This is a genomic window from Pseudomonas iranensis, assembly GCF_014268585.2.
In the GTDB taxonomy this organism is placed as follows: domain Bacteria; phylum Pseudomonadota; class Gammaproteobacteria; order Pseudomonadales; family Pseudomonadaceae; genus Aquipseudomonas; species Aquipseudomonas iranensis.
Map to the genome: position 1 here is coordinate 2,796,836 of NZ_CP077092.1, position 21,913 is coordinate 2,818,748.

At 60.0% G+C, this 21,913-nt stretch carries 19 protein-coding genes; 10 read left to right on the top strand and 9 right to left on the bottom strand.

From position 1 onward, the window contains the following. Window positions 1-18: 18 nt before the first annotated feature. From ppk2 to cydB, 5 genes are all read left to right on the top strand, one after another. Window positions 19-834 (top strand): polyphosphate kinase 2, encoded by an 816-nt coding sequence (gene ppk2 / locus HU724_RS12590; RefSeq protein ID WP_186569044.1) that lies wholly within the window; start codon window positions 19-21, stop codon window positions 832-834. A 609-nt stretch (window positions 835-1,443) separates the two neighbouring features. Then, a complete protein-coding gene (locus HU724_RS12595; protein ID WP_016774424.1) occupies window positions 1,444-1,659 on the top strand; it encodes a hypothetical protein in 216 nt (71 codons plus the stop codon). Between the two features lie 23 nt (window positions 1,660-1,682). After that, window positions 1,683-2,072, top strand: coding sequence for a VOC family protein (locus HU724_RS12600; protein ID WP_186569045.1), 390 nt, complete (start codon window positions 1,683-1,685; stop codon window positions 2,070-2,072). 27 nt (window positions 2,073-2,099) lie between these two features. Then, the gene (locus tag HU724_RS12605) at window positions 2,100-3,449 is read left to right on the top strand and encodes a cytochrome ubiquinol oxidase subunit I (RefSeq protein ID WP_225927684.1); all 1,350 of its coding nucleotides are present in this window, start codon (window positions 2,100-2,102) and stop codon (window positions 3,447-3,449) included. 12 nt (window positions 3,450-3,461) lie between these two features. Then, the gene (gene cydB, locus HU724_RS12610) at window positions 3,462-4,463 is read left to right on the top strand and encodes a cytochrome d ubiquinol oxidase subunit II (protein ID WP_186569047.1); all 1,002 of its coding nucleotides are present in this window, start codon (window positions 3,462-3,464) and stop codon (window positions 4,461-4,463) included. 3 nt (window positions 4,464-4,466) lie between these two features. Here cydB and HU724_RS12615 read toward each other — a convergent pair whose 3' ends face one another. Further along, window positions 4,467-7,076: a bifunctional diguanylate cyclase/phosphodiesterase gene (locus HU724_RS12615; protein WP_186569048.1), complete on the bottom strand. Its 2,610-nt coding sequence runs from the start codon at window positions 7,074-7,076 to the stop codon at window positions 4,467-4,469. Window positions 7,077-7,296: 220 nt separating this feature from the next. Here HU724_RS12615 and HU724_RS12620 point away from each other — a divergent pair, with 220 nt between their 5' ends. Together HU724_RS12620 and HU724_RS12625 are read left to right on the top strand one after the other, a co-directional pair. Further along, window positions 7,297-9,501 carry an OsmC domain/YcaO domain-containing protein gene (locus HU724_RS12620; RefSeq protein ID WP_186569049.1) on the top strand — a complete coding sequence of 735 codons (2,205 nt, stop codon included), beginning with the start codon at window positions 7,297-7,299 and terminating at the stop codon, window positions 9,499-9,501. 384 nt (window positions 9,502-9,885) lie between these two features. Beyond that, window positions 9,886-11,028, top strand: coding sequence for an IS481 family transposase (locus tag HU724_RS12625; protein WP_437180352.1), 1,143 nt, complete (start codon window positions 9,886-9,888; stop codon window positions 11,026-11,028). Between the two features lie 61 nt (window positions 11,029-11,089). On the opposite strand, the gene HU724_RS12630 is transcribed toward HU724_RS12625, so the two are convergent. From HU724_RS12630 to HU724_RS12640, 3 genes are all read right to left on the bottom strand, one after another. Next, window positions 11,090-11,605 carry a PaaI family thioesterase gene (locus HU724_RS12630; protein WP_110599289.1) on the bottom strand — a complete coding sequence of 172 codons (516 nt, stop codon included), beginning with the start codon at window positions 11,603-11,605 and terminating at the stop codon, window positions 11,090-11,092. An 8-nt stretch (window positions 11,606-11,613) separates the two neighbouring features. After that, complete coding sequence (locus HU724_RS12635; RefSeq protein WP_016774431.1) at window positions 11,614-12,771, bottom strand: GGDEF domain-containing protein; 1,158 nt, start codon at window positions 12,769-12,771, stop codon at window positions 11,614-11,616. Between the two features lie 105 nt (window positions 12,772-12,876). Next, window positions 12,877-13,125: a hypothetical protein gene (locus HU724_RS12640; protein WP_186569811.1), complete on the bottom strand. Its 249-nt coding sequence runs from the start codon at window positions 13,123-13,125 to the stop codon at window positions 12,877-12,879. 167 nt (window positions 13,126-13,292) lie between these two features. Between HU724_RS12640 and HU724_RS12645 the strand changes: the two genes are divergently transcribed. Together HU724_RS12645 and HU724_RS12650 are read left to right on the top strand one after the other, a co-directional pair. Continuing rightward, the gene (locus HU724_RS12645) at window positions 13,293-13,934 is read left to right on the top strand and encodes a class II glutamine amidotransferase (RefSeq protein ID WP_051600691.1); all 642 of its coding nucleotides are present in this window, start codon (window positions 13,293-13,295) and stop codon (window positions 13,932-13,934) included. Between the two features lie 85 nt (window positions 13,935-14,019). Beyond that, window positions 14,020-14,361 (top strand): YajG family lipoprotein, encoded by a 342-nt coding sequence (locus HU724_RS12650; RefSeq protein WP_137213401.1) that lies wholly within the window; start codon window positions 14,020-14,022, stop codon window positions 14,359-14,361. Between the two features lie 871 nt (window positions 14,362-15,232). Here the strand turns inward: HU724_RS12650 and HU724_RS12655 are convergent. From HU724_RS12655 to HU724_RS12670, 4 genes are all read right to left on the bottom strand, one after another. Then, window positions 15,233-16,189: a 2-hydroxyacid dehydrogenase gene (locus HU724_RS12655; RefSeq protein ID WP_186569810.1), complete on the bottom strand. Its 957-nt coding sequence runs from the start codon at window positions 16,187-16,189 to the stop codon at window positions 15,233-15,235. Between the two features lie 31 nt (window positions 16,190-16,220). Next, on the bottom strand, window positions 16,221-16,979 hold the full coding sequence (locus HU724_RS12660; RefSeq protein WP_186569809.1) for an SDR family oxidoreductase: 759 nt from the start codon (window positions 16,977-16,979) through the stop codon (window positions 16,221-16,223). 34 nt (window positions 16,980-17,013) lie between these two features. Further along, the gene (locus HU724_RS12665) at window positions 17,014-17,706 is read right to left on the bottom strand and encodes a fumarylacetoacetate hydrolase family protein (protein ID WP_186569808.1); all 693 of its coding nucleotides are present in this window, start codon (window positions 17,704-17,706) and stop codon (window positions 17,014-17,016) included. A 98-nt stretch (window positions 17,707-17,804) separates the two neighbouring features. Further along, window positions 17,805-19,154, bottom strand: a complete 1,350-nt coding sequence (locus HU724_RS12670) for an MFS transporter (protein ID WP_122507058.1) — start codon at window positions 19,152-19,154, stop codon at window positions 17,805-17,807. A 541-nt stretch (window positions 19,155-19,695) separates the two neighbouring features. On the opposite strand from HU724_RS12670, the gene HU724_RS12675 reads away from it, so the two are divergent. Beyond that, window positions 19,696-20,628 carry a helix-turn-helix transcriptional regulator gene (locus HU724_RS12675; RefSeq protein ID WP_024012697.1) on the top strand — a complete coding sequence of 311 codons (933 nt, stop codon included), beginning with the start codon at window positions 19,696-19,698 and terminating at the stop codon, window positions 20,626-20,628. Window positions 20,629-20,636: 8 nt separating this feature from the next. Here the strand turns inward: HU724_RS12675 and HU724_RS12680 are convergent, their stop codons facing one another. Continuing rightward, window positions 20,637-21,830, bottom strand: coding sequence for a GAF domain-containing sensor histidine kinase (locus HU724_RS12680; RefSeq protein WP_225927685.1), 1,194 nt, complete (start codon window positions 21,828-21,830; stop codon window positions 20,637-20,639). Between the last annotated feature and the right edge of the window lie 83 nt (window positions 21,831-21,913).

Sequence of the window (21,913 nt, forward strand, 5' to 3'; positions counted from 1 at the left end):
AAGCGCGAGGACAGGTTCATGGCGAAAGACAAGAAGAAACCTGCGAAGGCAATCGAACGTCCACGCTTGAAAAACAAGGACTATCTGGAACAGCTGCGCAAGCTGCATATTGAACTGGTCAAGCTGCAGGAGTGGGTCATCGCCAAAGGTGTCAAGGTGTGCATTGTTTTCGAAGGCCGCGACGGTGCGGGCAAGGGCGGGGTGATCAAGGCGATCACGGAACGCGTCAGCCCACGGGTGTTCCGGGTGATGGCACTGCCGGCGCCAACCGATCGCGAAAAGAGCCAGATGCATGTGCAGCGCTACCTGCCGCATCTGCCGGCGGGCGGTGAGGTGGTGATTTTCGACCGCAGTTGGTACAACCGCGCCGGCGTCGAACGGGTCATGGGCTTTTGCACGGAAGAACAGGCTGACAAGTTTCTCAAGTCGATCCCTTGGGTGGAGAACGCCATCGTCGATTCGGGGGTGATCCTGCTCAAGTACTGGCTTGAGGTCAGTCCGGAGGAACAGACCCGCCGGCTCGAAGCGCGAATCAATGACGGGCGCAAGACCTGGAAACTGACACCCATGGATCTGAAATCCTACAGTCGCTGGTATGACTACTCACGGGCGCGGGACGAGATGTTCAAGCATACCGATACCGATTGGGCGCCGTGGAGGGTTGCCGATTCCAACGACAAACGTCGTGCACGGCTGAACATCATCACTGATCTGCTCAGTCGCATCCCCTATGAGGAGGTTGAGCGCGACAAGGTCGAGTTGCCGAAACGGCAGAAGCCGGGCAAGTATCGGGAGCCGGATTATGCGTACAAGCGGGTGGCGGAGCGGTTTTGACTTTGCGGGGTTTTTTGGGGCTTGGCGGCCTTTGGGCCGACCAAGCTTTGGTTGGTTTGGGTGAATATCCGTTTTTTGCGGTGTTGCGGCTGGCGGTTTCGCCCTTACGGCGAGTCACCTTTTTCAGACGCCAAAAAGGTAACCGAAAAGGCTTGCTCCTACGTTCGGCCCTCGCAGGCTCGGGTACCTTCGCTACGGGACTGATCCGGGCGCAGCGGCTACGGTTTGCTTCGCTGCACCTCCTTCCGCTGTGTTCGACTTCGTCGAACGGTCGCTGCGCTCCCACGCCCGGATCAATCCCTCCACTCAGCCTTCCGACGTCGCCGGTGGATCAAAAGCAAGATCAAACGCACTCGAGCTTGCGCTCATTGTTGAGTGGGGCGGCTGCGCCGCGGGCAGCTGCGCTGCTTTGCTTTTGCTTTTGCTTTTGTGGGAGCGAGCCTGCTCGCGATGACGGAGGAACATTCAAATTTAATTTGACCGATATACCGCTATCGCGAGCAGGCTCACTCCTACAAGGTTTTGCGTATCAACCGTCCATCCGTCGTCTGCCCTGAACCTCTGTCGCGTTGTTTTTTCTACCGGGTAAGTCCCTCAGGAGATACCCGTATGTTCGATCAGCAAAAGAAGGCATCACTGGCGGCATGGCGCAGGATGGCGGAGCAGGCCGAGGGCGATCTGGATCCGGAACAGCAATATGACGAGTTGCTCAAGGCTGCGGATCAGATGGAGGAGCAGGGCCTGATCACCAGTGCCGAATGGCGCCAATTGGTGCGTGACGCTGGCAATGTTTTTACCCTGAACGAGGAACAGCCACAGCGCTGACAGCTGCCATCGGAGGACATCCCATGCTCAGTTATCTGTTTATCGGCGCCAACGATGTCGAGCGTTCGGTGGCTTTTTACAAGGCGATCCTGACGCCGCTTGGCTACCGGCATGACCGTGAAGAACACTACTGTTTCTACTTGCCCGATTGCGCCGACAAGTCCAACGGCCCCGGGAGTGTGCACATCTCGAAACCGTTCAATGGTGAGCCGGCGACGCCCGGCAACGGCATGATGCCGGCATTTCGCGCCGACTCCCGGCACAAGGTCGATCAGGTGCACAAGGCCGGGCTTGACCATGGCGGTAGCGACGAAGGCGCGCCAGGCACTCGCGAGGCCTATACGCCGGACTTTTACGTGGCCTATCTGCGCGATCCCGAAGGCAACAAGCTTGCTGTGTTCTACAGCGGCTGATGGATGGAGCCTGTTGATTCGGCCCTGATGGCCGCCCGCGCTCAGTTCGCGATCACGATCAGCTTTCACATCGTGCTGGCGGCGTTCAGCATCGGTCTGGCGAATTTCCTCATGGTGCTGGAAGCGTTGTGGTTGAGGACCGGGCGTCAGGTTTATCTGGATGTCTATCGCTACTGGCTCAAGGTGTTTGCGCTGAATGTCGCAGTGGGCACGGCGTCGGGATTGATTCTGGAGTATCAGTTCGGCCTCAACTGGTCGCGGCTGTCGGTGCAGGCCGGTGATGTCCTCGGCCCGTTGATGTTCTATGAAGTGATGGCGGCGTTTTTCATCGAAGCGGGATTTCTCGGCATCATGCTGTTCGGCTTAAAGAAAGTCGGTCCGCGTCTGCACTTTTTTGCCACGTGTGCGGTGGCGGTGGGCTCGCTGATCAGCGCGTTCTGGATTCTTTCCGCCAACTCATGGATGCAAACCCCCGCCGGCTATTCGATTGGCGCGGACGGGCGTTTCCTCGCCGAGGATTGGTGGGCGATCATCTTCAATCCTTCGTTTCCCTATCGCTTGGCGCACATGCTGCTCGCTGTGTTCATCGGCAGCGCGACGCTGATTGCCGGGATCAGCGCCTGGCAATTGCGCCAGGCCCGGGAAAACCCGCGTGCTCGCCTGCAATTCTCCATGGCGCTATGGGTGATTGCGCTGCTGATGCCGGTGCAGATTGTCGTCGGCGATTTGCATGGGCGACACAGCTTGCAAGCCCAGCCGCAGAAAGTCGCGGCAATCGAAGCTTCATGGACGCGCCCGGCCCAAGGGGCAGGGGAGCCACTGCGCCTGTTCGCATGGCCGGATATGCACGAGCGGCGCAACCATTGGGAAGTCGCCATTCCACGCATCGGCTCCCTGTACCTGCAGCATGACCTGACCAGCACCATCGCCGCGCTTGATGAGTTCCCGGCTGAGGACATCCCGCCCGTGGCGCCGGTGTTTTTCGCGTTCCGGCTGATGGTCGGGCTGGGACTGTTGATGCTTGGGCAGGGTGTGGTCAGCCTGATCCTGCGCCGACGTAATCGCCTGTACACGGCACGGCGCTGGCTGGGCGCGTGCGTGCTGCTGGCGCCGGTCGGGTTTCTGGCGATGCTTAGCGGCTGGGTCGTCACCGAAGTGGGGCGACAGCCGTTTACGGTTTACGGATTGATGCGCACGGCGGACAGTCTGTCATCGGTGTCCAAGGCTCAAGTCGTCGGCTCGACGTGGCTGATTTTGTTGTTTTATCTGCTGATCTTCGGCATCGGTCTGTGGGTGTTGCTGCGCCTGTTACGCGAGCCGCCGCAGCAGGATCAACCCGGGCCGCAGCCCACGCTTGCCGACGAAACCGGGCACTGAGGAGTCGCAGACATGGACACCGACTGGCTGACTCTGTTGTGCGCTGCCGCATTGGCGTTCTCGGTGATGAACTACGTGGTGCTCGACGGCACCGATCTGGGCGTCGGCATGCTCATGGGCCTCACGCCTTGCAGCAAGCAGCGCAGGGCGATGGCGGTGTCGATTCTGCCGGTGTGGGACGCCAACGAAACCTGGCTGGTGCTCGGCGGCGGCGGGCTGCTGGCGTTGTTTCCGCTGGCGTACGCGATCTTGCTTCCGGCCTTGTACGTGCCTTTTATCGTGATGTTCCTCGCCTTGATCGCGCGGGCCATGGCGCTGGAGTTTCGCGATTACGCACCGAACGAACGACGCAAGCGCATCGTCGACGGCGTGTTGGCGCTGGCTTCGCTGCTGACCGGGTGTGTTCAGGGGATGGTGCTCGGCACTCTCGTGCAAGGCGTTGCGCATCAGGGCGGTCAGTACCACGGCGATGGCCGCGACTGGCTGAATCCGTTCCCGGTGTTCTGTGGTTTGGTGCTGGTGCTCGGTTACGTCTGGCTGGGGACGTGCTGGTTGTACTGGCGCACCCTTGATGAACTGCAGCAGCACTCGGCGCGCGAGGCCCGCGTGCTGTCGCTGGTCGTTGTGGCGTTATTGCTGGTGCTGATCGCATGGACGGCGACGTTGCAGCCGCAATATGCCCGGAGGCTCGCCGATATTCGCCTGTGGTTGCCGGCAGGACTGATCGTCAGCGCTCTAGGATGGGTGTTCAGCAAAGGCTTTCACTGCCGCTTCGATTTCATCCCACTGTTCGCCGCACTGGGCGTTTGTGTGCTGGCTTTCGCGGTGATGCTGGTCGCGCTGTATCCATTCATCATTCCGCCGGATCTGACCTTGAGCGAAGCAGCCTCAAGCCCCACCAGCCAGATCTTCATGCTGGTCGGATTCGCCGTGCTGATCCCCATCACGCTGGCCTACAACACCTTCGGTTTCCGCGTGTTCAGCGGCAAAGTGCGCGTTGCCAGCGATAGCTGAGATTCACGTCACCCGACCTTTTTTGCTCACCAGCGACAGTCGCGAAGCTCGTAGCAGATCAGCAAAAGCCGCCTTGTCGATCGGCCGACTCATGAAGTAGCCCTGCACTTCGTTGCATTGATCCTTGCCGAGAATCGCCAGTTGCTCCTCGGTCTCGACGCCTTCGGCAGTCACCGTCAAACCCATCGCCTTGCCCAGGCCGATGATCGCCTGCACCACGGCGCGGTCATTGCTGCCGCTGCTGATTGAAGCGATGAAGCGCTTGTCGATCTTGATCCCGTCGAACGGATAAGCGCGCAGATAACCGAGCGACGAATAACCGGTGCCGAAGTCGTCCATGTTCAGACGCACGCCGAGCTCCTTGAGCTGATTCATGGTGGTCAGCGCGCCATCGGTGTCGTTGAGCATCACGTTTTCGGTGATCTCCAGCTCCAGACGGCTGGCCGGGAAACGCGTATCCACCAGCACTTCACGAACATCCTCGACGACATCGCTGAGGGCGAACTGCGCAGGCGAGAGGTTGACCGACAGCAGAATGTCATGGGGCCATTCCAGCGCGGTTTCGCAGGCTTCGCGCAGCACCCAGCGGCCCAGCGGGACGATCAGGTCGGTCTGCTCGGCCAGTGGAATGAACACGTCTGGCCCGAGCAAGCCCTGGGTCGGATGCTGCCAGCGCACCAGCGCTTCCACCGAAACGATGTGCTTGCCATCGACCTTGTAGCGCGGCTGATAGTGCAGGACGAATTCGTTGTGCTTGAGCGCATGGCGCAGGTCATCTTCCATTTGCCGGCGCGTCTGGATCTGGTCGCTCATGTGCGCTTCGAAATAGCACCAGGTGTTCTTGCCGTCGGATTTGGCCTGATACAGCGCGATGTCGGCATAGCGGATCAGATCGCTGGCGACGAAACCGTGCCGGCGACTCAGGGCGATGCCGATGCTGGCGCCAATATGCAGCGGATGCTGTTCGTAGAGGATCGGCTGATGCAGGCTGCCGATCAGCCGTGTGCAGAATTTGTCGATCTCGTTATGGCTGTCCATGCCATTGAGCACTACGACGAATTCATCACCACCGAGGCGGGCGACGAGGTCGTGCTCGCGGGTGCATTCGCGCAGACGCGTGGCGACTTCCTGGAGAACCGCGTCACCGGCAGGATGGCCGAGGGAATCGTTGATCGGTTTGAAGTTGTCCAGATCGATCATCAGCAGCGACAGCGGTGGCGAGTGTTCTTTCAATAGCAGCACTTCATCCAGATAGCGCGCCAGTTTGTTGCGGTTGGGCAGACCGGTCAGGGCGTCATGCATCGACAGGTGCTGGATCTGCGCATGGGCGGCGACTTCGTCGGTGATATCGCTGGCAGTGCCGCGATAGCCGACGACGCTGTCCTTGTCGAAAATCGGCCGCGCCGAGAGCCGGCAGTGGCGTGGCTGCCCGGAGTGATCGCGATAAGTACAGCGCAAATCGCCGGCGCTGTTTTCTTCGCTGAGTTTGCGCAGCCATAGTTCCAGTGGCGTGGTGTCGCAAGTCAGTAATTCGCCGATGTCCTGGCCCAGCCACAGGGCTTGCGGGTAGCCGGTGACTTCGCTGAAGCGTGCCGACAGATAGGTCAGCGCCAACTGATCATCAACTTCCCAGATCCAGTCTGACGCCGCTTCGGCCACGGCGCGAAAGCGTTCTTCACTGGCTTCGAGGGCATGATTGGCTTTCTCGAGTGCCTGATTCGAGGCCTGCATGGCATGGATACTGTTGTCGACGTATTGCGAAGAACGCAGGGCGTGGCGGAAGAAGTATGCCGTCAGCAGCATCAGCACCAGAAACGTCGCGCCGAGCGGCGGCACCAGCGTCCACAACAATTGCTGACCGGGTCGTTGCAGGTCGGCGACCAGGCTGTAGCCGGTGCTGTCGAGCGGCACGCTTGGATGGCCTTTTTCAACGGTGTCGTCCGGGACCAGGGTCAGGTTCGTCAGGCCATAACCGCTGCCGATCTTGCGCAGTTTGGTCGGGGTCAGCTTGTCGACGAACACCAGCACCGAGGTGTTTCTCAGTTCATCCAGCGGGCGCTCGTCGTTGGGAATGATCGCGGCAGCGGTGATCAGCGCCGGCCAGCCTTCGAACAATGAATAGCTACTGATCGGCTTGGTCAGGTCAGGCTGACTCAGCACCTGCTCGACCAGCGTCGAGGCGGGCGCTTGCAGCACCGTGGCCACGTCGGTTTCGAGCATCTGCCCGCGAATCACCGCGTACTTGGTGCGATTGCGATCGAGGACAAACACGCCGTCATAGCCGTCGGTCGTGAACATGGTTTTGCCCATGTTTTGTTCAGTGTAGGCCCAGTTGACGTCGATCGGCCCGCTCAAGGCCTCATAGGCGCGGGTCCAGTAGGCATAACTGGTGATGTAGTTTTTCGACGCGGTGATGCGGTTTTCCACGGCGCGCACGGAATAGAACTGGTTCTGTTCCAGATCCTTCGCGTCAAGGGTATTGGCGATCCCAAGCAAGGTGCTGATCGCGGCGATGACACCCGCAACGAACAGTGCGCCAACGGCGATGGCCAGGCGCCGGGTCACGGCGCGTTGCGGGGTGGGGATTGGCTGCGCAGGGAGAGTAACGGCCATGTGCTCGTCCTTGATCCGGTGTCTTCTGAATCTAGAACAATGGCGAGCGCACAATGTTCAGATTGTTGTTATTGGTATCGCCTGGATTTTTTCAAAGTGTAGCGAATCCGTTGGAATTTCCAGAACCGCCGGCCAGCGGCGAATCCCGAAAGGGCGAGACTTCCCGCACAAAAACCGGATAATGGCCGCCATTCGTTTAGCCGTATTCTGGTAATCCCGCATGGAAATCAAGGTCAACTTTCTCGACAACCTTCGACTTGAAGCCAAGTTCGACGACTTCACGGTGATCGCCGATCAGCCCATTCGCTACAAGGGCGATGGCTCGGCACCGGGGCCGTTCGACTACTTCCTGGCGTCGTCGGCCTTGTGCGCGGCTTACTTCGTCAAGCTGTACTGCGACACGCGCAACATCCCGACAGAGAACATTCGCCTGTCGCAGAACAACATCGTCGACCCGGAAAACCGCTACAACCAGATATTCAAGATCCAGGTCGAATTGCCCGCCGATATTTCGGACAAGGATCGCCAGGGCATCCTGCGTTCCATCGACCGTTGCACCGTGAAGAAAGTGGTGCAGACCGGCCCCGAGTTCATCATCGAAGAAGTCGACAACCTCGACGCCGATGCCCAGGCCTTGTTGATGCCGCAGTCCGATTCCCAGGCGGGCACCTACATCGCCGGCAAGGACCTGCCGCTGGAACAGACCATCGCCAACATGTCGAAGATCCTTGCCGACCTCGGCATGAAGATCGAAATCGCTTCGTGGCGCAACATCGTGCCCAACGTCTGGTCGCTGCACATTCGCGATGCGCATTCGCCGATGTGCTTCACCAACGGCAAGGGCGCGACCAAGGAAGGCGCACTGGCGTCGGCGCTGGGCGAGTTCATCGAGCGCCTCAATTGCAACTTCTTCTATAACGACCAGTTCTGGGGCGAAGACATCGCCAACGCCGAATTCGTCCATTACCCGGACGAGAAATGGTTCAAGCCGGGTCCGAAGGACGAATTGCCCAGCGAGATTCTCGACGACTACACCCTCGGCATTTACAACCGCGACGGCGAGCTGCGTGGCTCGCACCTGTACGACACCAACTCCGGCAACACCCAGCGCGGCATCTGCTCGCTGCCGTTTGTGCGCCAGTCGGATGGCGAAGTGGTGTACTTCCCGTCGAACCTCATCGAAAACCTCTACCTGAGCAACGGCATGAGCGCCGGCAACACCCTGGCCGAAGCGCAGGTGCAGTGCCTGTCGGAAATTTTCGAGCGCGCGGTCAAACGCGAAATCCTCGAAGGCGAAATGGCCCTGCCGGACGTACCGCAAGCGGTACTGGAGAAATACCCGAGCATCCTCGCCGGCATCAAAGGCCTGGAAGAGCAGGGCTTCCCGGTGCTGGTCAAGGACGCCTCGCTGGGCGGTGAATTCCCGGTGATGTGCGTGACCCTGATGAATCCGCGCACCGGCGGCGTCTTCGCTTCCTTCGGCGCGCACCCGAGCCTGGAAGTTGCGCTGGAACGCAGCCTGACCGAACTGCTCCAGGGCCGCAGCTTCGAAGGCCTCAACGACTTGCCGCAGCCGACTTTCTCCGGGCAGGCAGTGACCGAACCGAACAACTTCGTCGAGCACTTCATCGATTCCAGCGGTGTGGTGTCGTGGCGCTTCTTCAGTGCCAAAGCGGATTTCGAATTCGTCGAGTGGGACTTCTCAGGCCAAGGCGAAAACTCCAACGCCGAAGAAGCCGCGACCCTGTTCGGCATCCTCGAAGACATGGGCAAGGAAGTCTACATGGCGGTCTACGAGCACATCGGCGCCAAGGCCTGCCGCATCCTCGTGCCGGATTACTCGGAGATCTACCCGATCGAAGACCTGATCTGGGACAACACCAACAAAGCCCTGCAATTCCGCGCCGACATCCTCAATCTGCACAACCTCAGTAAGGTTGGCTTGCGCAATCTGGTCCAGGGCCTGGAACGCAGCGAGCAGGATGACTACACCGATATCACCACGCTGATCGGCATCGAGTTCGATGACAACACACCATGGGGCAAGCTGACGATTCTGGAACTGCGCCTGCTGATCTACCTCGCACTGCAGAAGTTTGACGAGGCGAAGGATCTGGTTGAGGCGTTCCTGCAATACAACGACAACACTGTTGAGCGTGGCTTGTTCTATCAGGCTGTGAATGTGGTGCTGGAGATGGAGCTGGACGAGGATCTCGAGCTGGAAGACTACGAGGCCAACTTCCGCCGGATGTTTGGTGACGAGCGTATGGATGCGGCGATTGGTTCGGTGAATGGCAGTGTGCGTTTTTACGGTTTGACGCCAACGAGCATGAAGCTGGAAGGGCTGGATCGGCATTTGCGCTTGATCGAGAGCTATAAAAAACTGCATGCGGCGCGCGCTGGTGTGGCGGCGTTGTCGCGCTGAAGAGCTGGCTACGAACGTTTCGCTTTCGGCTTGAGTGTGGCTGCGTGGCTTGAACCGCAGCCCCTCACCCCAGCCCTCTCCCGAGGGAGAGGGAGCCGATTTTCAAGCTTTTCAGAATTTGTGTTCGACTCGGTTTCCCAGGTCGGTGTATCTGCACCAGACACTGCGGTCAATTCCCTCTCCCTCTGGGAGAGGGCTAGGGTGAGGGTTTTTTCAGGATTTGAGTTCGACTCGGTTTCCCAGGTCGGTGTATCTGCACCAGACACTGCGGTCAGTTCCCTCTCCCTTTGGGAGTGTATGTACCGGACACATGGTGGACAGGTGTTCGGAGACATGGTGGACACTTTTTAATAGGCACATTGCTCATCATCAAGGAGATGACCTGTGTCCTGGCAAGAGGCATCCACCATGCAACTTCGTACAGAGTTTGTGCGTTTAGCTCGGCAAGAAGGGGCGAATGTTCGGCAGCTTTGCCGTCGATTCAATATCAGCCCAAGTACTGCCTACAAATGGCTCAACAGGTTTGAAACCTCGGGTGCAGAGGGCTTGCACGATCAGTCCCGGCGACCGAAAACATCACCCAAACGTTGTGCTGAAGAGGTTGAGCAGCAAATTTTGACCATGAGTCAGCAATACGAGGCTTGGGGTGCCCGCAAGCTCAAGCGCGTGCTGGAAGACGAAGGCGCTGTGATGCCCTCTGTCAGCACGGTGCATGCGGTTTTACAGCGTCATTCGCGTGTTGATCCAAAGGCTGCCGAGATCAAACCATTTATCCGATTTGAGCACGAAGCGCCTAACGATCTATGGCAGATCGACTTCAAGGGACACTTCGGCCTGAGCCAAGGACGCTGTCATCCATTCACGATACTGGACGATCACTCACGCTTTTCGTTGTGTATTGCCGCATGTGCCAATGAGCAGCGCCAAACCGTTCAGGACCATCTAATGCGGGCGTTTCGACGTTACGGCTTGCCGTTACGCATGACGATGGACAACGGCTCGCCATGGGGCGATCAGACTGGCGTTTACACCGCGCTGGAAGTCTGGCTGATGAGCCAGGGCATCAAGGTTGGCCACTCCCGGCCTTATCACCCGCAAACTCAGGGAAAACTGGAACGCTTCCATCGCAGCCTGAAAAGTGAAGTCCTGCAAGGCCGGTATTTCACCGATCTCGACGACGCACAACGGGCGTTTGATACCTGGCGCGACATCTACAACCAGAAGCGCCCTCATCAGGCGCTGGGCATGGCGGTGCCGGCGACTCGTTACAGTGGCAGCCCACGGGAATATCAGGAGCAACCGGCGGAGCCGGATTACAACGACGCAGATGTGGTCAGGAAGGTACAGGTGGGAGGTGAAATCTTCTGGAAAAACCGGGAATACAAGATCGGAAAGGCTTTTTACGGCAGGTGCATAGCGATCAGGGAGACGACGGAAGACGGCATCCACGATGTCTACTGGAGTAGACATCGTGTCGCTCGAATCGACTTGAACTTGCAGATCGTGACGGCAGGTAAGAAGATCTAAAACCGTCCACCATGTCTCCGAAAATGTGTCCACCATGTCTCCGGTACATACAGGGAGAGGGCTAGGGTGAGGGGCTTTGGCTTTCGCGGCCATGCGCTGCATCCGCCAACTGCCCCGTATCCACCCGCACAAATACCGAATCACCCACTGCCGTGAGCACTTCCCCTGCATACACCTCGCAAATCACCCGGGTCTTGCGCCCGACTTCACCTTCGACCCGTGCACGCAAGAGCAGCGGTACGCCCATCGGCGTTGGCTTGATGAACTTGATCCCGAGGTTACCGGTGACGCAGTCGATGCGCGGCAGGCTGCCGGCTTCGCGGTTTTCTGCGCGGTAGTGCCAGGCCATGGCGGTCCAGTTGGAGTGACAGTCGACGAGCATGGCAATCAGCCCGCCGTAAACCAGATCCGGCCAGCCGCAATATTGCGCTTCGGGCAGATGCTCGGCGATGACGTGGTTGCCGTCCTCATCCCAACGACTTTTCACGTGCAGGCCTTGCGGATTGCGGCCGCCGCAGCCGTAACAAACGCCTTCGGGGGCGGCGAGGTCTTGCAGCGGGGTGTCGTGGCTGGACATGGCGGGTTTCATCCTGGAGTGGCGAGGCCGGACAGGCGCAAGCGGTTGCGGCCGCCGCGTTTGGACTCATAGAGCGCGGCGTCGCCAAGTTCGATCAGCGCCGCCAGACTGGCCGGCGGTTTGTCGAACAGGGTGGCGCCGATGCTTAAAGTCACCGCAGCGGACGTGGGATAGGTGTGCGACGCGAGGGCCAGAAACTGTTCGCGCAAGGCATTGCCCAGTTCAAGGATAGCTTCGGCTGAGGCGTTGTTGAGCAGCATCAGAAACTCATCGCCACCCAGCCGCGCCGTCAACGCATGGGGCGGCAGCTGGGCGCGGATCATCTCGCTCAAGGCGATCAGCAAGCGATCACCGGCAATATGCCCGTACTGGTCGTTGACCAGTTTGAAGTTGTCGATATCGATCAACAGCAACGCACCCGGTCTTTGCGCGGATACGCCGGCCAGCAGGCGAGGCGTGCGTTTTTCCAGGGCGCGGCGGTTGTAGAGGGCCGTGAGCGGATCGCGCTCGGCGAGGCGGGCAATCTGTTTTTCCCGGCGATAACGCTCGGTGCCGGTCATCGACAGGGCGATCAACATGATCGCCATCGCGCCTTCGACCAGCGAGATCTGAATGATCTCGCCGCGAAACGCCGCCAGATCGATCAGCGTGCCGGGGATCACCACGGTCAGGGCCTTGGCCACATAAAAGATGCCGTGGCCGAGCAGCACATAGCGCAATTGCACCGCGCCAACGCTCAACGACTTGCCGTGCGGGCGCAGCAGCGAACTGGCCTTGAGTGTCGGGATCGCCACCAGCAGCGAGTTGGCCACCAGCATGGCCTTGGACCACAGCGGGCCGTCCGGCATCATCAACATGATCAGCCACGTCGCGAAAATCAGGTACCACGCCGGCGACAGTCGGGTCTGGGTGAAGCGCGCCACGCCGAGGAGGAAGAAGAAGTGCGCGGTCACCAGCAGGCCGTTGGCGAACCAGATGCCCAGCAGCAGAAAACCGCTGCTGCGCAGCAGCGCGAGGGTGGAACCGATGGTGATGGTGGCGAAACCGGCGCTCCAGAACAGTAGCGAAGGCTCACGGATGCTGCGCCACTCGACCGCCAGGTACAGCGCGGCAGCGGCTGCGAGGGCGATCGTGATGGTCAGCATCGTTGGCGGGTCGAGCGGCATTTCCGGGCAGGCCTGTCTGTATGGCAATAGGCCTGCGATTGTAAGCGTTTGGTCAGGTTTTTCGCAGGGGGCGTGTTGCCGGGCAGACCACTGGCGCTCCAGCGGTCACTCTTGCGGGCTTAGCCAGGTGTTTACCACGCGGCGATCGAGCTCTTCCCAATAGGCCATGCCCAGCACCCGCGTGGTGTTGAGCCCACGCAGGTAACCGCGCAGTTGATGGGCAGTGTCGCGGATCAGTTGCGCATCGCGGCTGTTTTTGTCCAGCAGGATGCTTTCGTACTGCATCAGGTATTCGGCTACGCGATCGCGATATTCAGGCAGCACGGCGTCACGGATCAGATCAAACGTTCTCAAGGCGAGACCCTCATCATTTTTCTTGAATGTGCTCAGTGTGCATCAGTCTGCGCGACGCGCAACTATTGCTGGAAGTAATAGTGACCATCAAGAAACGCAAGTTCTGCTTTGCCGGCGATCGGCGGAAAATCGCCTCCATCGAAGACGCAGCTCAAGGAAATTGCGCGATGAACATTCTGACTCGACTGGCAATGATCGCCCTGCTGATGGGCGGGGTGGTTACTGCACCTGCTTACGCAGACGACGCCCGGTCGTGTCACCTGCAACCCATCGCCGCCAGCGCCTCGGCGTTGCAGCACACGCAGACCGTGGGTGTGTTGTTGAGCGAAAACACGTTGCAGAACCTGCAATACCTGGAGCGCTACCACGACATGGCGCTGAACGGTGCGAAAGACGCACTGGACTCGCGAATCCGCGACGCCTTTGTCGGCAGCTCCGACCCGGAACTGGCCCTCGACTGGCTGGTGAGTTCGCTGCAACAGCAGTTCGTCTCGGTGACCGTCTACGACAACCTCGATGCGCTGGTTCAGGCCCATCCGGACGTGGTGGTCAAGCTCGACACGTTCAACCGCTTGCTGACTCAGCGCAACAGTTTGGTCGAGGCGCGCTTCTCTGCACGGTTCTACGACGCCGATCTGCAGTACATCGGCAAGGCCGAGGGGGCGATCGAGCAAGAGTTGCCTTCGGTCTGGGTGCACAACCAGGCGGCGCCGCAAATCGCCGCGCAGATCAATCAGCAGCGTGACCTGCAACTCAATGCGCTGAAGCAATTCGATGTGTCGCTCAAGGCCTTGGTGGCGTCGAGCTGATTCTTAAAACGTAAATGGCAACGGCGGCGCCGTGAAGTCGAACCGTTGCCGGTTGAACCGAACCTTTATTTTCAGGATTACCCAGATGCGTCCTCTATTCGTGCCAGCCATGGCTTTTGTTTCCCTGTTGCTCGCCGGTTGCGCTTCGGCGCCGAACGATCCGACCCTGACCTTGCAGACCAGCAAGACGCCGGCGCAGTACGCCGATTGCGTAGTGCCGAAGTTGCAGGGCAGTGCGTTGAATCCGACGGTTTCGCAGAGTCAGCGCAGTTATCGGATTGTGGTGCCGAGCAAGGTCTCGGCGGATAACGTGCTGGAGGCGTACAAGGCGGGGAAGGGCGGCAAGGTGTTCATTTATGAGCGGCATTTGCTGGCGTCGAATTTGTTGCCTTCGAGTTTTGAGCGGGCGGCTCAGGATTGCATTTGATCTGAGCGCTTGACGGGTTTTGACAGAGCTCCTTTGGTTGGCCGCAACCAACCAATTTTTTGGCCCCACACTGGTTTTCGGTTGTGGGGTTTTTTTTGGGTCTTGGCGGCCTTTGGGCCGACCATGCTTTGGGGGTTTTGGGTGAATATCCGTTTTTTTGGGTGTTGCGGCTGGCGGTTTCGCCCTTACGGCGAGTCCCTTTTGGCAAACGCCCCAAAAGGAACCAAAAGGTCTTCGCCCTGACGTTCGGCCCGCTCGCTGGGGCTCGGGGTTCCTTCGCTCCGGGATCGATCCGGGCGCAGCGGCTACGGTTTGCTCCGCTGCACCTCCTTCCGCTGTGTCTGGCTGCGCCAGACGGTCGCTGCGCTCCCACCCCCGGATCAATCCCTCCACTCAGCCTGCCGACGGGCTCCAGGATCAAAAGCTTTCTCGAGCTAACGCTCATCGTGTTGGGTGGCGGGACGGCCTGCTTGGTTTGCTTTTGCTTTTCTGTGGGAGCGAGCCTGCTCGCGAAGGCGGCCTGACAGCCGACCGTTTCCTCACTGCATGCATCCGATCAAAACTGCAGGAGTGAGCCTGCTCGCGATGGCTGTGTATCAGGCAACACGATGATGATTGGGGAGTGTTCTTTTGTCTTGCGATCCGGTTTCTCCAGGGACGGCCCTCACCCTAACCCTCTCCCAGAGGGAGAGGGGACTTGGTCGAGGTGTTTGGTGAAGATGCGCCGACCTGAGACTCTGCGTCGAGCTCGTTCTTGGATTCAACGAAGATCGGCTCCCTTTCCCCCTCGCCCCCTGGGGGGAGAGGGCTGGGGTGAGGGGGCTGGATTTCACTGACTCAACGCAATCTGCAGCCTATCCCAAACAACCATTCACCCGGTCACACACCCAACCGGCACTTTCCCCGCAAACGTATCAACCAGACTCGCCACGACCATTTCCCCCATCCGCGTGCGAGTCTGCAATGTTGCGCTGGCCCGATGCGGTTGCAGCACCACTTGTTCATTAGCAAACAACGTTTCAGGCACATTCGGTTCATCGACAAACACATCCAGTCCAGCCCCGGCAATTTCACCAGCCGAAAGCGCGGCCACCAGATCGGCCTCATTCACCAGTTTGCCCCGGGCGACGTTGACCAGATAACCGTCCTTGCCCAGCGCTTGCAGCACTGGCGCGTCGATGATCGCTTCTCCCTTGTCCGCCGCGGCGGCGAGGATCAGGGCGTCGCTGTCGCGGGCCAGTTGTTTGAGATCGGCGACGAAGGTGTGAGGGACGTCGCTCATCGGTTGCAGGTCGGTGTAGCTGATCGGGCAGCCGAAGGCGGCGGCGCGGGTGGCGATGGCGCGGCCGACGCGGCCCATGCCGACGATGCCGATGCGCATGCCGGAGACTTGTCGGGCCAAGGGCAGCGGGGCGAGTGGGGTCGGGCTTTGTGGCCATTGGCCGGAGCGTACGTAGCGGTCGCTGGTGCACAGGCCGCGACAGACCGAGATGAGCAGGCCGATGGCGAGGTCGGCGACGTCTTCGGTGAGGGCGCCGATGGTGGCGGTGACGCGGATGCCGCGGTCGCGGGCGTAGGCCAGGTCGACGGCGTCGGTGCCGACGCCGTTGACCGCGACGACTTCCAGGTTCGGCAGTTGCGCCATCAGCGCCTGGCTGATGCCGGTGTGACCGCCGGTGATGACGCCGCGAATGCTGGCGCCGTGTTCCTTTACGTAGGCGGGTTTGTCCGCTTGCTGGAAGTAGCGGCGTACGGTGAACAGTTGGTCCAGACGCGCGTTGATTTCCGGGATCAGGATCGGGCTCAGTTGCAGGATTTCTGGCTTCATGGCTACCTCATTACGCAATAAAAAGGCCGGCTCAACCGCGGCCGGCAAACGGCATGGCGCTGGCCATGACGGTCATGTTCAGGACGTTGGCTGACAGCGGCAGGCCGGCGATGTAGCGCACCGCGTCGGCGACGTGTTTGACGTCGACCATCGGTTCGACGGCGATGCTGCCGTTGGCCTGGCGTACGCCTTTGGTCATGCGCACCGACATTTCCGTCAGGGCATTGCCGATGTCGATCTGGCTACAGACGATGTTGAATTCGCGGCCGTCCAGCGCCAGGGATTTGGTCAGGCCGAGCACGGCGTGTTTGCTCGCGGTGTAGGCGCTGCTGAACGGGCGCGGTGTGTGTGCGGAAATCGAGCCGTTGTTGATGATTCGTCCGCCCTGCGGCTGTTGTTTGCGCATCAGCCCAAACGCGCCGCGAGCGCAGAGAAAGACACCGTTGAGGTTGGTGTCGATCACGTTGCGCCACTGCTCGAAGGTCAGCTCGTCCAGCGGCACGGCGGGGGCGTTGACGCCGGCGTTGTTGAAGACCACATCGAGGCGCCCGTAGACCTCGGCAATGGTCGCGAACAGCACGTCGACACTGGCCGGATCACGCACGTCGGTGGGTACCGCCAGTGCTTGGTGACCCTGGCTCAGCGCCAGTTCGGCCAGCGCTTGCAAGGGCTCGGGCCGGCGACCGGCGAGCACGAGGGTGAAGCCGTCGGCCATCAGGCCCAGCGCCACAGCGCGGCCGATGCCACTGCCGGCGCCGGTGACCAGCGCAACTTTCAAAGAGGTCGTCATATTGTTGTTCTCCTTTTTTCTCAATCCGCTGGAATCAGGGCCGTGGGCCGACGCGCATTTCCAGGTGGCCAATGCCGTCTATGCCAGCGCTGATCACGTCGCCCGGTTGCAGGCTGTCGACGCCGGCGGGGCTGCCGGTCATGATCAGGTCGCCGGCGCGCAGGGCCACGGATTGCGAGATGCGCGCGATTACTTCACTGACCGACCAGATCTGGCTGTCGAGATTGTCGCGCTGGCGTTCTTCGCCGTTGACGTTCAGCCACAACTCGCCCTCGGGATGGCCGCTGCGGCTCACCGGGACGACGGCAGTCATCGGCGCGGCGCCGTCGAACACCTTGGCGCCTTCCCACGGCAAGCCGTTGCTCTTGGCTGCGCGTTGCACATCGCGGCGGGTCAGGTCGAGGCCGGCGGCGTAGCCCCACACGTAGGCCAGAGCCTGATCTTCAGGGATATTCGCGCCGCCTTCACCGATGGCTACGACCAGTTCGATTTCGTGAACGAAGTCCTCGCACACTGAGGGGAAGGCGACGTCGCCGACGGCATCGACCACGCAACTTGCCGGTTTCATGAAAAACACTGGCGGCTGGCGCGACTGGCCTTGAGTGTCCGGCCATGGGTAGTTGCGGCCGACACAGAACACCCGGCCAACGGGGAAGCGCTGCTCGGTGCCGAGTACCGGCAAGGTCACCGGCAGATCCGGGGTAAAGACGTATTCGGTCATGTTCATCCTGCGGGTCATCCTGTTTGAAAGGGCAGCGTACGGCGGCTGGCGTCGGCGAAGTTGGACGAAAGCCGCCTGCGTTTGGACAAATCCGGGTTCTTGCCTCAGCGCACCTTCAGCTCGATGCGATACAGGCGTCCGAGCAGTAACGAATAGGAGAGGGTGCCGATCAGCGCGACGCCGCCAATAAACCAGAAGGCATAGGCGAAGGTGCCGGTGGCGTGGACGATGGCGCCGATCACGATCGGCGTGACGATGCCGCCGATGTTCGCCGCCAGGCTGGTAATGCCGCCGGTGAGGCCGATCAGCTCTTTCGGCGCGACTTCCGATACCGCCGCCCACGACGAGGACGCGATGCCCTGGGCGAAGAACGCGATGGTCAGCACGGCGATGCAGATCAGGTTGGAGTCGGTGAAATTGACCAGCACGATCGACATGCCCAGCATCGAACCGACCACCAGCGGCAACTTGCGCGCAAACGACATCGAGTAGCCGCGACGGATCAGCAGGTCGGAAACGATGCCGGCCAGCAGAATCCCCACCGTGGCACCGACGAAGGGCAGCACGGCGAAGATCCCGGCCTTGATCATGGTCAGTTTGCGTTCTTCGATCAGGTAGGTCGGGAACCAGGTAAGGAAGAAGTACAGCGCCGAGGTGCTGGCGAATTTGCCGATGCAGATCGCCCAGATCTGCCGATAGCTGAACAGCTCGGCAATCTGCCGCCAGTTGAAGCGGGTGCGCTCCTGGCTGCTCTTGACCAGACCGCCGCCGGTTTCGATGTACTTCAATTCTTCCTGGCTGACTTTCTTGCAGTTCAGCGGATCGCGATACAGGTACAGCCACAGCACACCGAAGACGATGCCGAGTGCGCCGGTGCTGTAGAACACGTGGCGCCAGTCAAAAGTGGTCGCCAGCCATAACAGCGCGCCGGTGAACAGCGCCGTGCCGAGGTACTGGCCGCACACGTAAATGCTGCTGGCCATCCCGCGTTCCCGCGCCGGAAACCACACCGTCACTGCGCGGCTGTTGGCCGGAAAAGCCGGGGCTTCCATGGCGCCGACCGCCAGGCGCAGGCCGAACAGCGAAGCAAATCCTGTGGCGAAGCCCTGGCAGACGGTGACGGTCGACCAGCTGATCAGCGAAACGCCGTAGGTGAAGCGCGAGCCAAACCGATCGGCAATGAAGCCGGCCGGCACCAGCGCCAAGGCATAGGTCCAGGCGAACGCGGAAAAGATCAGGCCCATCTCGATCTTGTCCAGGCCCAGGTCCTTGGCCATGAATGGCGCGGCGATCGAGATGTTCACCCGGTCGATGTAATTGATGATCGTCGCGATCAGCAGCAGCGACAGCATGAACCAGCGCCGCCGCGTAGGCAGGCGCTGCGCCGTAACGGCATCGCGTGCACCGGCAATCACCGGCGGCACCGTGGCACTGGAAGAATGGGAGTTGGACATGCGGAGACCTCGTTATTGTTAGAAGAGTCGAGATTTTTCGAGCAGCCGATGCCGTTGCCCGCAACGTGTGGGGCAAGGCAATCGAACGGGTTGCAGCGCGGCTTTCAGACGTTCAGGAACGTCTTTGTGCGATTGATTTCAAGGGGAGGTCGGGCGGGGCGGCGAGGGGAAATAGCAGGATCATGACGTGCGCACCTTTGATTGTTTTTGAAAGAGGTTGGGCTGCGTTGGTCATTACACTGGTCGTACAACGGTTCTAAATCAACCGATGGGTTAGAACGTTTTTTCTTGAAAAAAGTGGCTTTGGCGAACCTGTCCAAAAAAATAAATACGATTTGTCTTGATAATAAAGATCAGTTTTAAATCTTAAGCATTTGAAAAATAACGACTATCCGTATTTTTATAGCAATGCGGTTTTTGGACAGGCTCATCGCGAGGCTTCTTTCAAAAAAGCCAACGTCATCGTATGACTCATTGCCGCCCACCGCCCAACCCTGCAAGATGACAGGCGCTACCTCACTGCCCGGAGGACCTTCTGCCCATGTCTTCACCCAGCCGTATCCCGACTTACGTCATGCAGCAACGCAGCGAATTGACCGATTTCTACATTCGCGACAAAAAGGGTCGTCGCGCCGAAACCGCGCCTCACCGGCACGAGTACTTCCAGATCCAGATCAACCTCGGTGGCGACACCGTGCAGCACATCGGCAGCGTCCAGCGGCCATTCCCGCGCAACACTCTGGCGTTCATCCTGCCGCACCGCGTGCACGTGATTCCGCATCCCGCAGACAGCAATTTCATCGTCATCAATTTTTCCCAGACGTTTCTCTTGCCGCATCTGCAATGCGACCCGATGGATCTGGAAGAGGTGTCGATCCTGCTCGCGCCTGAGCTGTCGCCGTTCCGCTTTCAGGAACATCTGGATTTCATTTTGGGCGATGAGGATTTCGCTCAGGTCTGCGGCCTGATCGAACAGATGCGCGCACTCGATGAGAACCGTCAGTTCGGCACGCGGGAAATGCTCAAGGGCTTGTTGCTGCAGATGATCGGCAGCGTGTGTTTTCTCTACGCCGAGCCGCTCAAGCGCCTGGCCGAAGAGAATGCTGCCGAGAACAGTCGTCGCGACGCCTTGAGCCGCATGTTCGAGTATTTGCGGAAGAACATCGCCGATCCTGATCTCAACCTGATCAAAGTCGCCGCTGCGACCTATCTGTCACCGACCTACCTGACGCACTGGTTGCGCAAAGAGATCGGCAAGACCTTCACCGAGCTGGTGCTGGAGCGGCGCATGCACGCGGCGCGCAACTTCCTCCTCAACAGTACGCGCTCGGTGGGCGAGGTGGCGCGGTTGTGCGGGTTCGCCGATGAGGCCTATTTTTCCCGGCGGTTTCGCCAGATTCATGGCCAGCCACCGGGGCAGTTCCGCCGCCGCCAGCTCAACCCCGACACGCCGCAGACGCCACTGAATACTTAGAACGGCGCTCAGACCCACTTGAAGCGGGCAGGGAAGCGCGCGACAAAACAGGTGCCCGTTTCACGGTCGGATGTCACGCTCAAGGTGCCGTTGTGCGCATTGGCAATCTGCCCGGCGATGTACAAGCCCAGTCCCAACCCTTCATGACGCTGGCCTGCTTCGGAACGGGAAAACGGTTCGAACAGCAGCGGCATCAGCGCAGGCGGGATTGGCGTGCCCTGATTGGTCAACGAAATAACGACTTCGTCGCCCTCGGCAAAGGCTTTGAGCACGATCGGTTCGGCGGTGGAGCCGTGGGTCACGGCGTTGCCCAGCAGATTCGATAACAACTGGCTGATCCGCAGCGGGTCGCAATAGACCCCGGCCGGCACCTCCAGCGAATCGATAAACTTCGCCTGCGGGTACGCCACCTGGATTTCTGCAAGGGTCTGGCGCAGCGTTTGCTGCAAGTCATCGACCAGTTTGCGCTGCACCGGGATGCCACTGCCGAGCCGACCCCGGGCGAAGTCGAGGATGTTTTCGATCAGCACGCCCATGCGCACCGAGCTGGTGCGAATCGCCGACAGCAGCGTGCGCGAGCGCTTGTCCTCGACTTTGCTGTCCAGCAGATCGGCACTCATGCGAATGGCGCTGAGTGGCGTGCGCAAATCGTGGCCCAGTACCGCAATGAACTGCTCGCGCAGACGGCCCATTTCGTTGGCATCGGCCAGCGCGGTTTTGGTCGCGTGCAAATGGCCTTGGGTATCCAGGCTCATCGCAATCAGCTGGGCAAAGAGGGTGAGGGTCTTTTCGATGGCCGGGTCATCGAGGTTCGCCGGAACCGAATCAATGGCGCACAGCGTGCCGAAAAACTCGCCATCGGCCTTGATGATCGGAATGGAGATATAGCTTTCCAGGCCGTAGGTTTTCGGCGTGTGATGCGTGGAGAACAGCGGGTGCTGGCTGGCATGGCCGAAGATCACTGGCTGATGGTGCTGGCGGATCTCATGACAAATCGTCGATTCGAGCACCAGTTCGCCGCCGGGTAACAGGCCGAAGTCAATCGAATCATCCACGGCGCAGGCGATCCACTTGCTCTCGGTGACCCGCGCTACGGCGGCGAAGCGCATACCGGTGATGTGCTTGACCATGCTCAGGATCACCGGCACAGCGTCAATGCTGCCGATGGCCTGGAGGTCGGAGGAGAAATCTGTCTGGGGCATGGCCGGTGCTTCGCGAAAGTGTCGCCAGAGACTATCGGTAATTGCCGGCCATGCCTAATGAACCTGCAAAAAGGGCACCGGAA

Bases quoted from the DNA above. Each gene is read 5' to 3' on its own strand.
- ppk2 (WP_186569044.1), top strand. From the start codon at position 19: ATGGCGAAAGACAAGAAGAAACCTGCGAAGGCAATCGAACGTCCACGC.
- HU724_RS12665 (WP_186569808.1), bottom strand. From the start codon at position 17,706: ATGAACATGACCGAATACGTCTTTACCCCGGATCTGCCGGTGACCTTG.
- HU724_RS12645 (WP_051600691.1), top strand. From the start codon at position 13,293: ATGAACATTCTGACTCGACTGGCAATGATCGCCCTGCTGATGGGCGGG.
- HU724_RS12680 (WP_225927685.1), bottom strand. From the start codon at position 21,830: ATGCCCCAGACAGATTTCTCCTCCGACCTCCAGGCCATCGGCAGCATT.
- HU724_RS12660 (WP_186569809.1), bottom strand. From the start codon at position 16,979: ATGACGACCTCTTTGAAAGTTGCGCTGGTCACCGGCGCCGGCAGTGGC.
- HU724_RS12655 (WP_186569810.1), bottom strand. From the start codon at position 16,189: ATGAAGCCAGAAATCCTGCAACTGAGCCCGATCCTGATCCCGGAAATC.
- HU724_RS12595 (WP_016774424.1), top strand. From the start codon at position 1,444: ATGTTCGATCAGCAAAAGAAGGCATCACTGGCGGCATGGCGCAGGATG.
- HU724_RS12635 (WP_016774431.1), bottom strand. From the start codon at position 12,771: ATGCCGCTCGACCCGCCAACGATGCTGACCATCACGATCGCCCTCGCA.
- HU724_RS12605 (WP_225927684.1), top strand. From the start codon at position 2,100: ATGGCCGCCCGCGCTCAGTTCGCGATCACGATCAGCTTTCACATCGTG.
- HU724_RS12675 (WP_024012697.1), top strand. From the start codon at position 19,696: ATGTCTTCACCCAGCCGTATCCCGACTTACGTCATGCAGCAACGCAGC.
- HU724_RS12615 (WP_186569048.1), bottom strand. From the start codon at position 7,076: ATGGCCGTTACTCTCCCTGCGCAGCCAATCCCCACCCCGCAACGCGCC.
- HU724_RS12650 (WP_137213401.1), top strand. From the start codon at position 14,020: ATGCGTCCTCTATTCGTGCCAGCCATGGCTTTTGTTTCCCTGTTGCTC.
- HU724_RS12670 (WP_122507058.1), bottom strand. From the start codon at position 19,154: ATGTCCAACTCCCATTCTTCCAGTGCCACGGTGCCGCCGGTGATTGCC.
- cydB (WP_186569047.1), top strand. From the start codon at position 3,462: ATGGACACCGACTGGCTGACTCTGTTGTGCGCTGCCGCATTGGCGTTC.
- HU724_RS12600 (WP_186569045.1), top strand. From the start codon at position 1,683: ATGCTCAGTTATCTGTTTATCGGCGCCAACGATGTCGAGCGTTCGGTG.
- HU724_RS12630 (WP_110599289.1), bottom strand. From the start codon at position 11,605: ATGTCCAGCCACGACACCCCGCTGCAAGACCTCGCCGCCCCCGAAGGC.
- HU724_RS12620 (WP_186569049.1), top strand. From the start codon at position 7,297: ATGGAAATCAAGGTCAACTTTCTCGACAACCTTCGACTTGAAGCCAAG.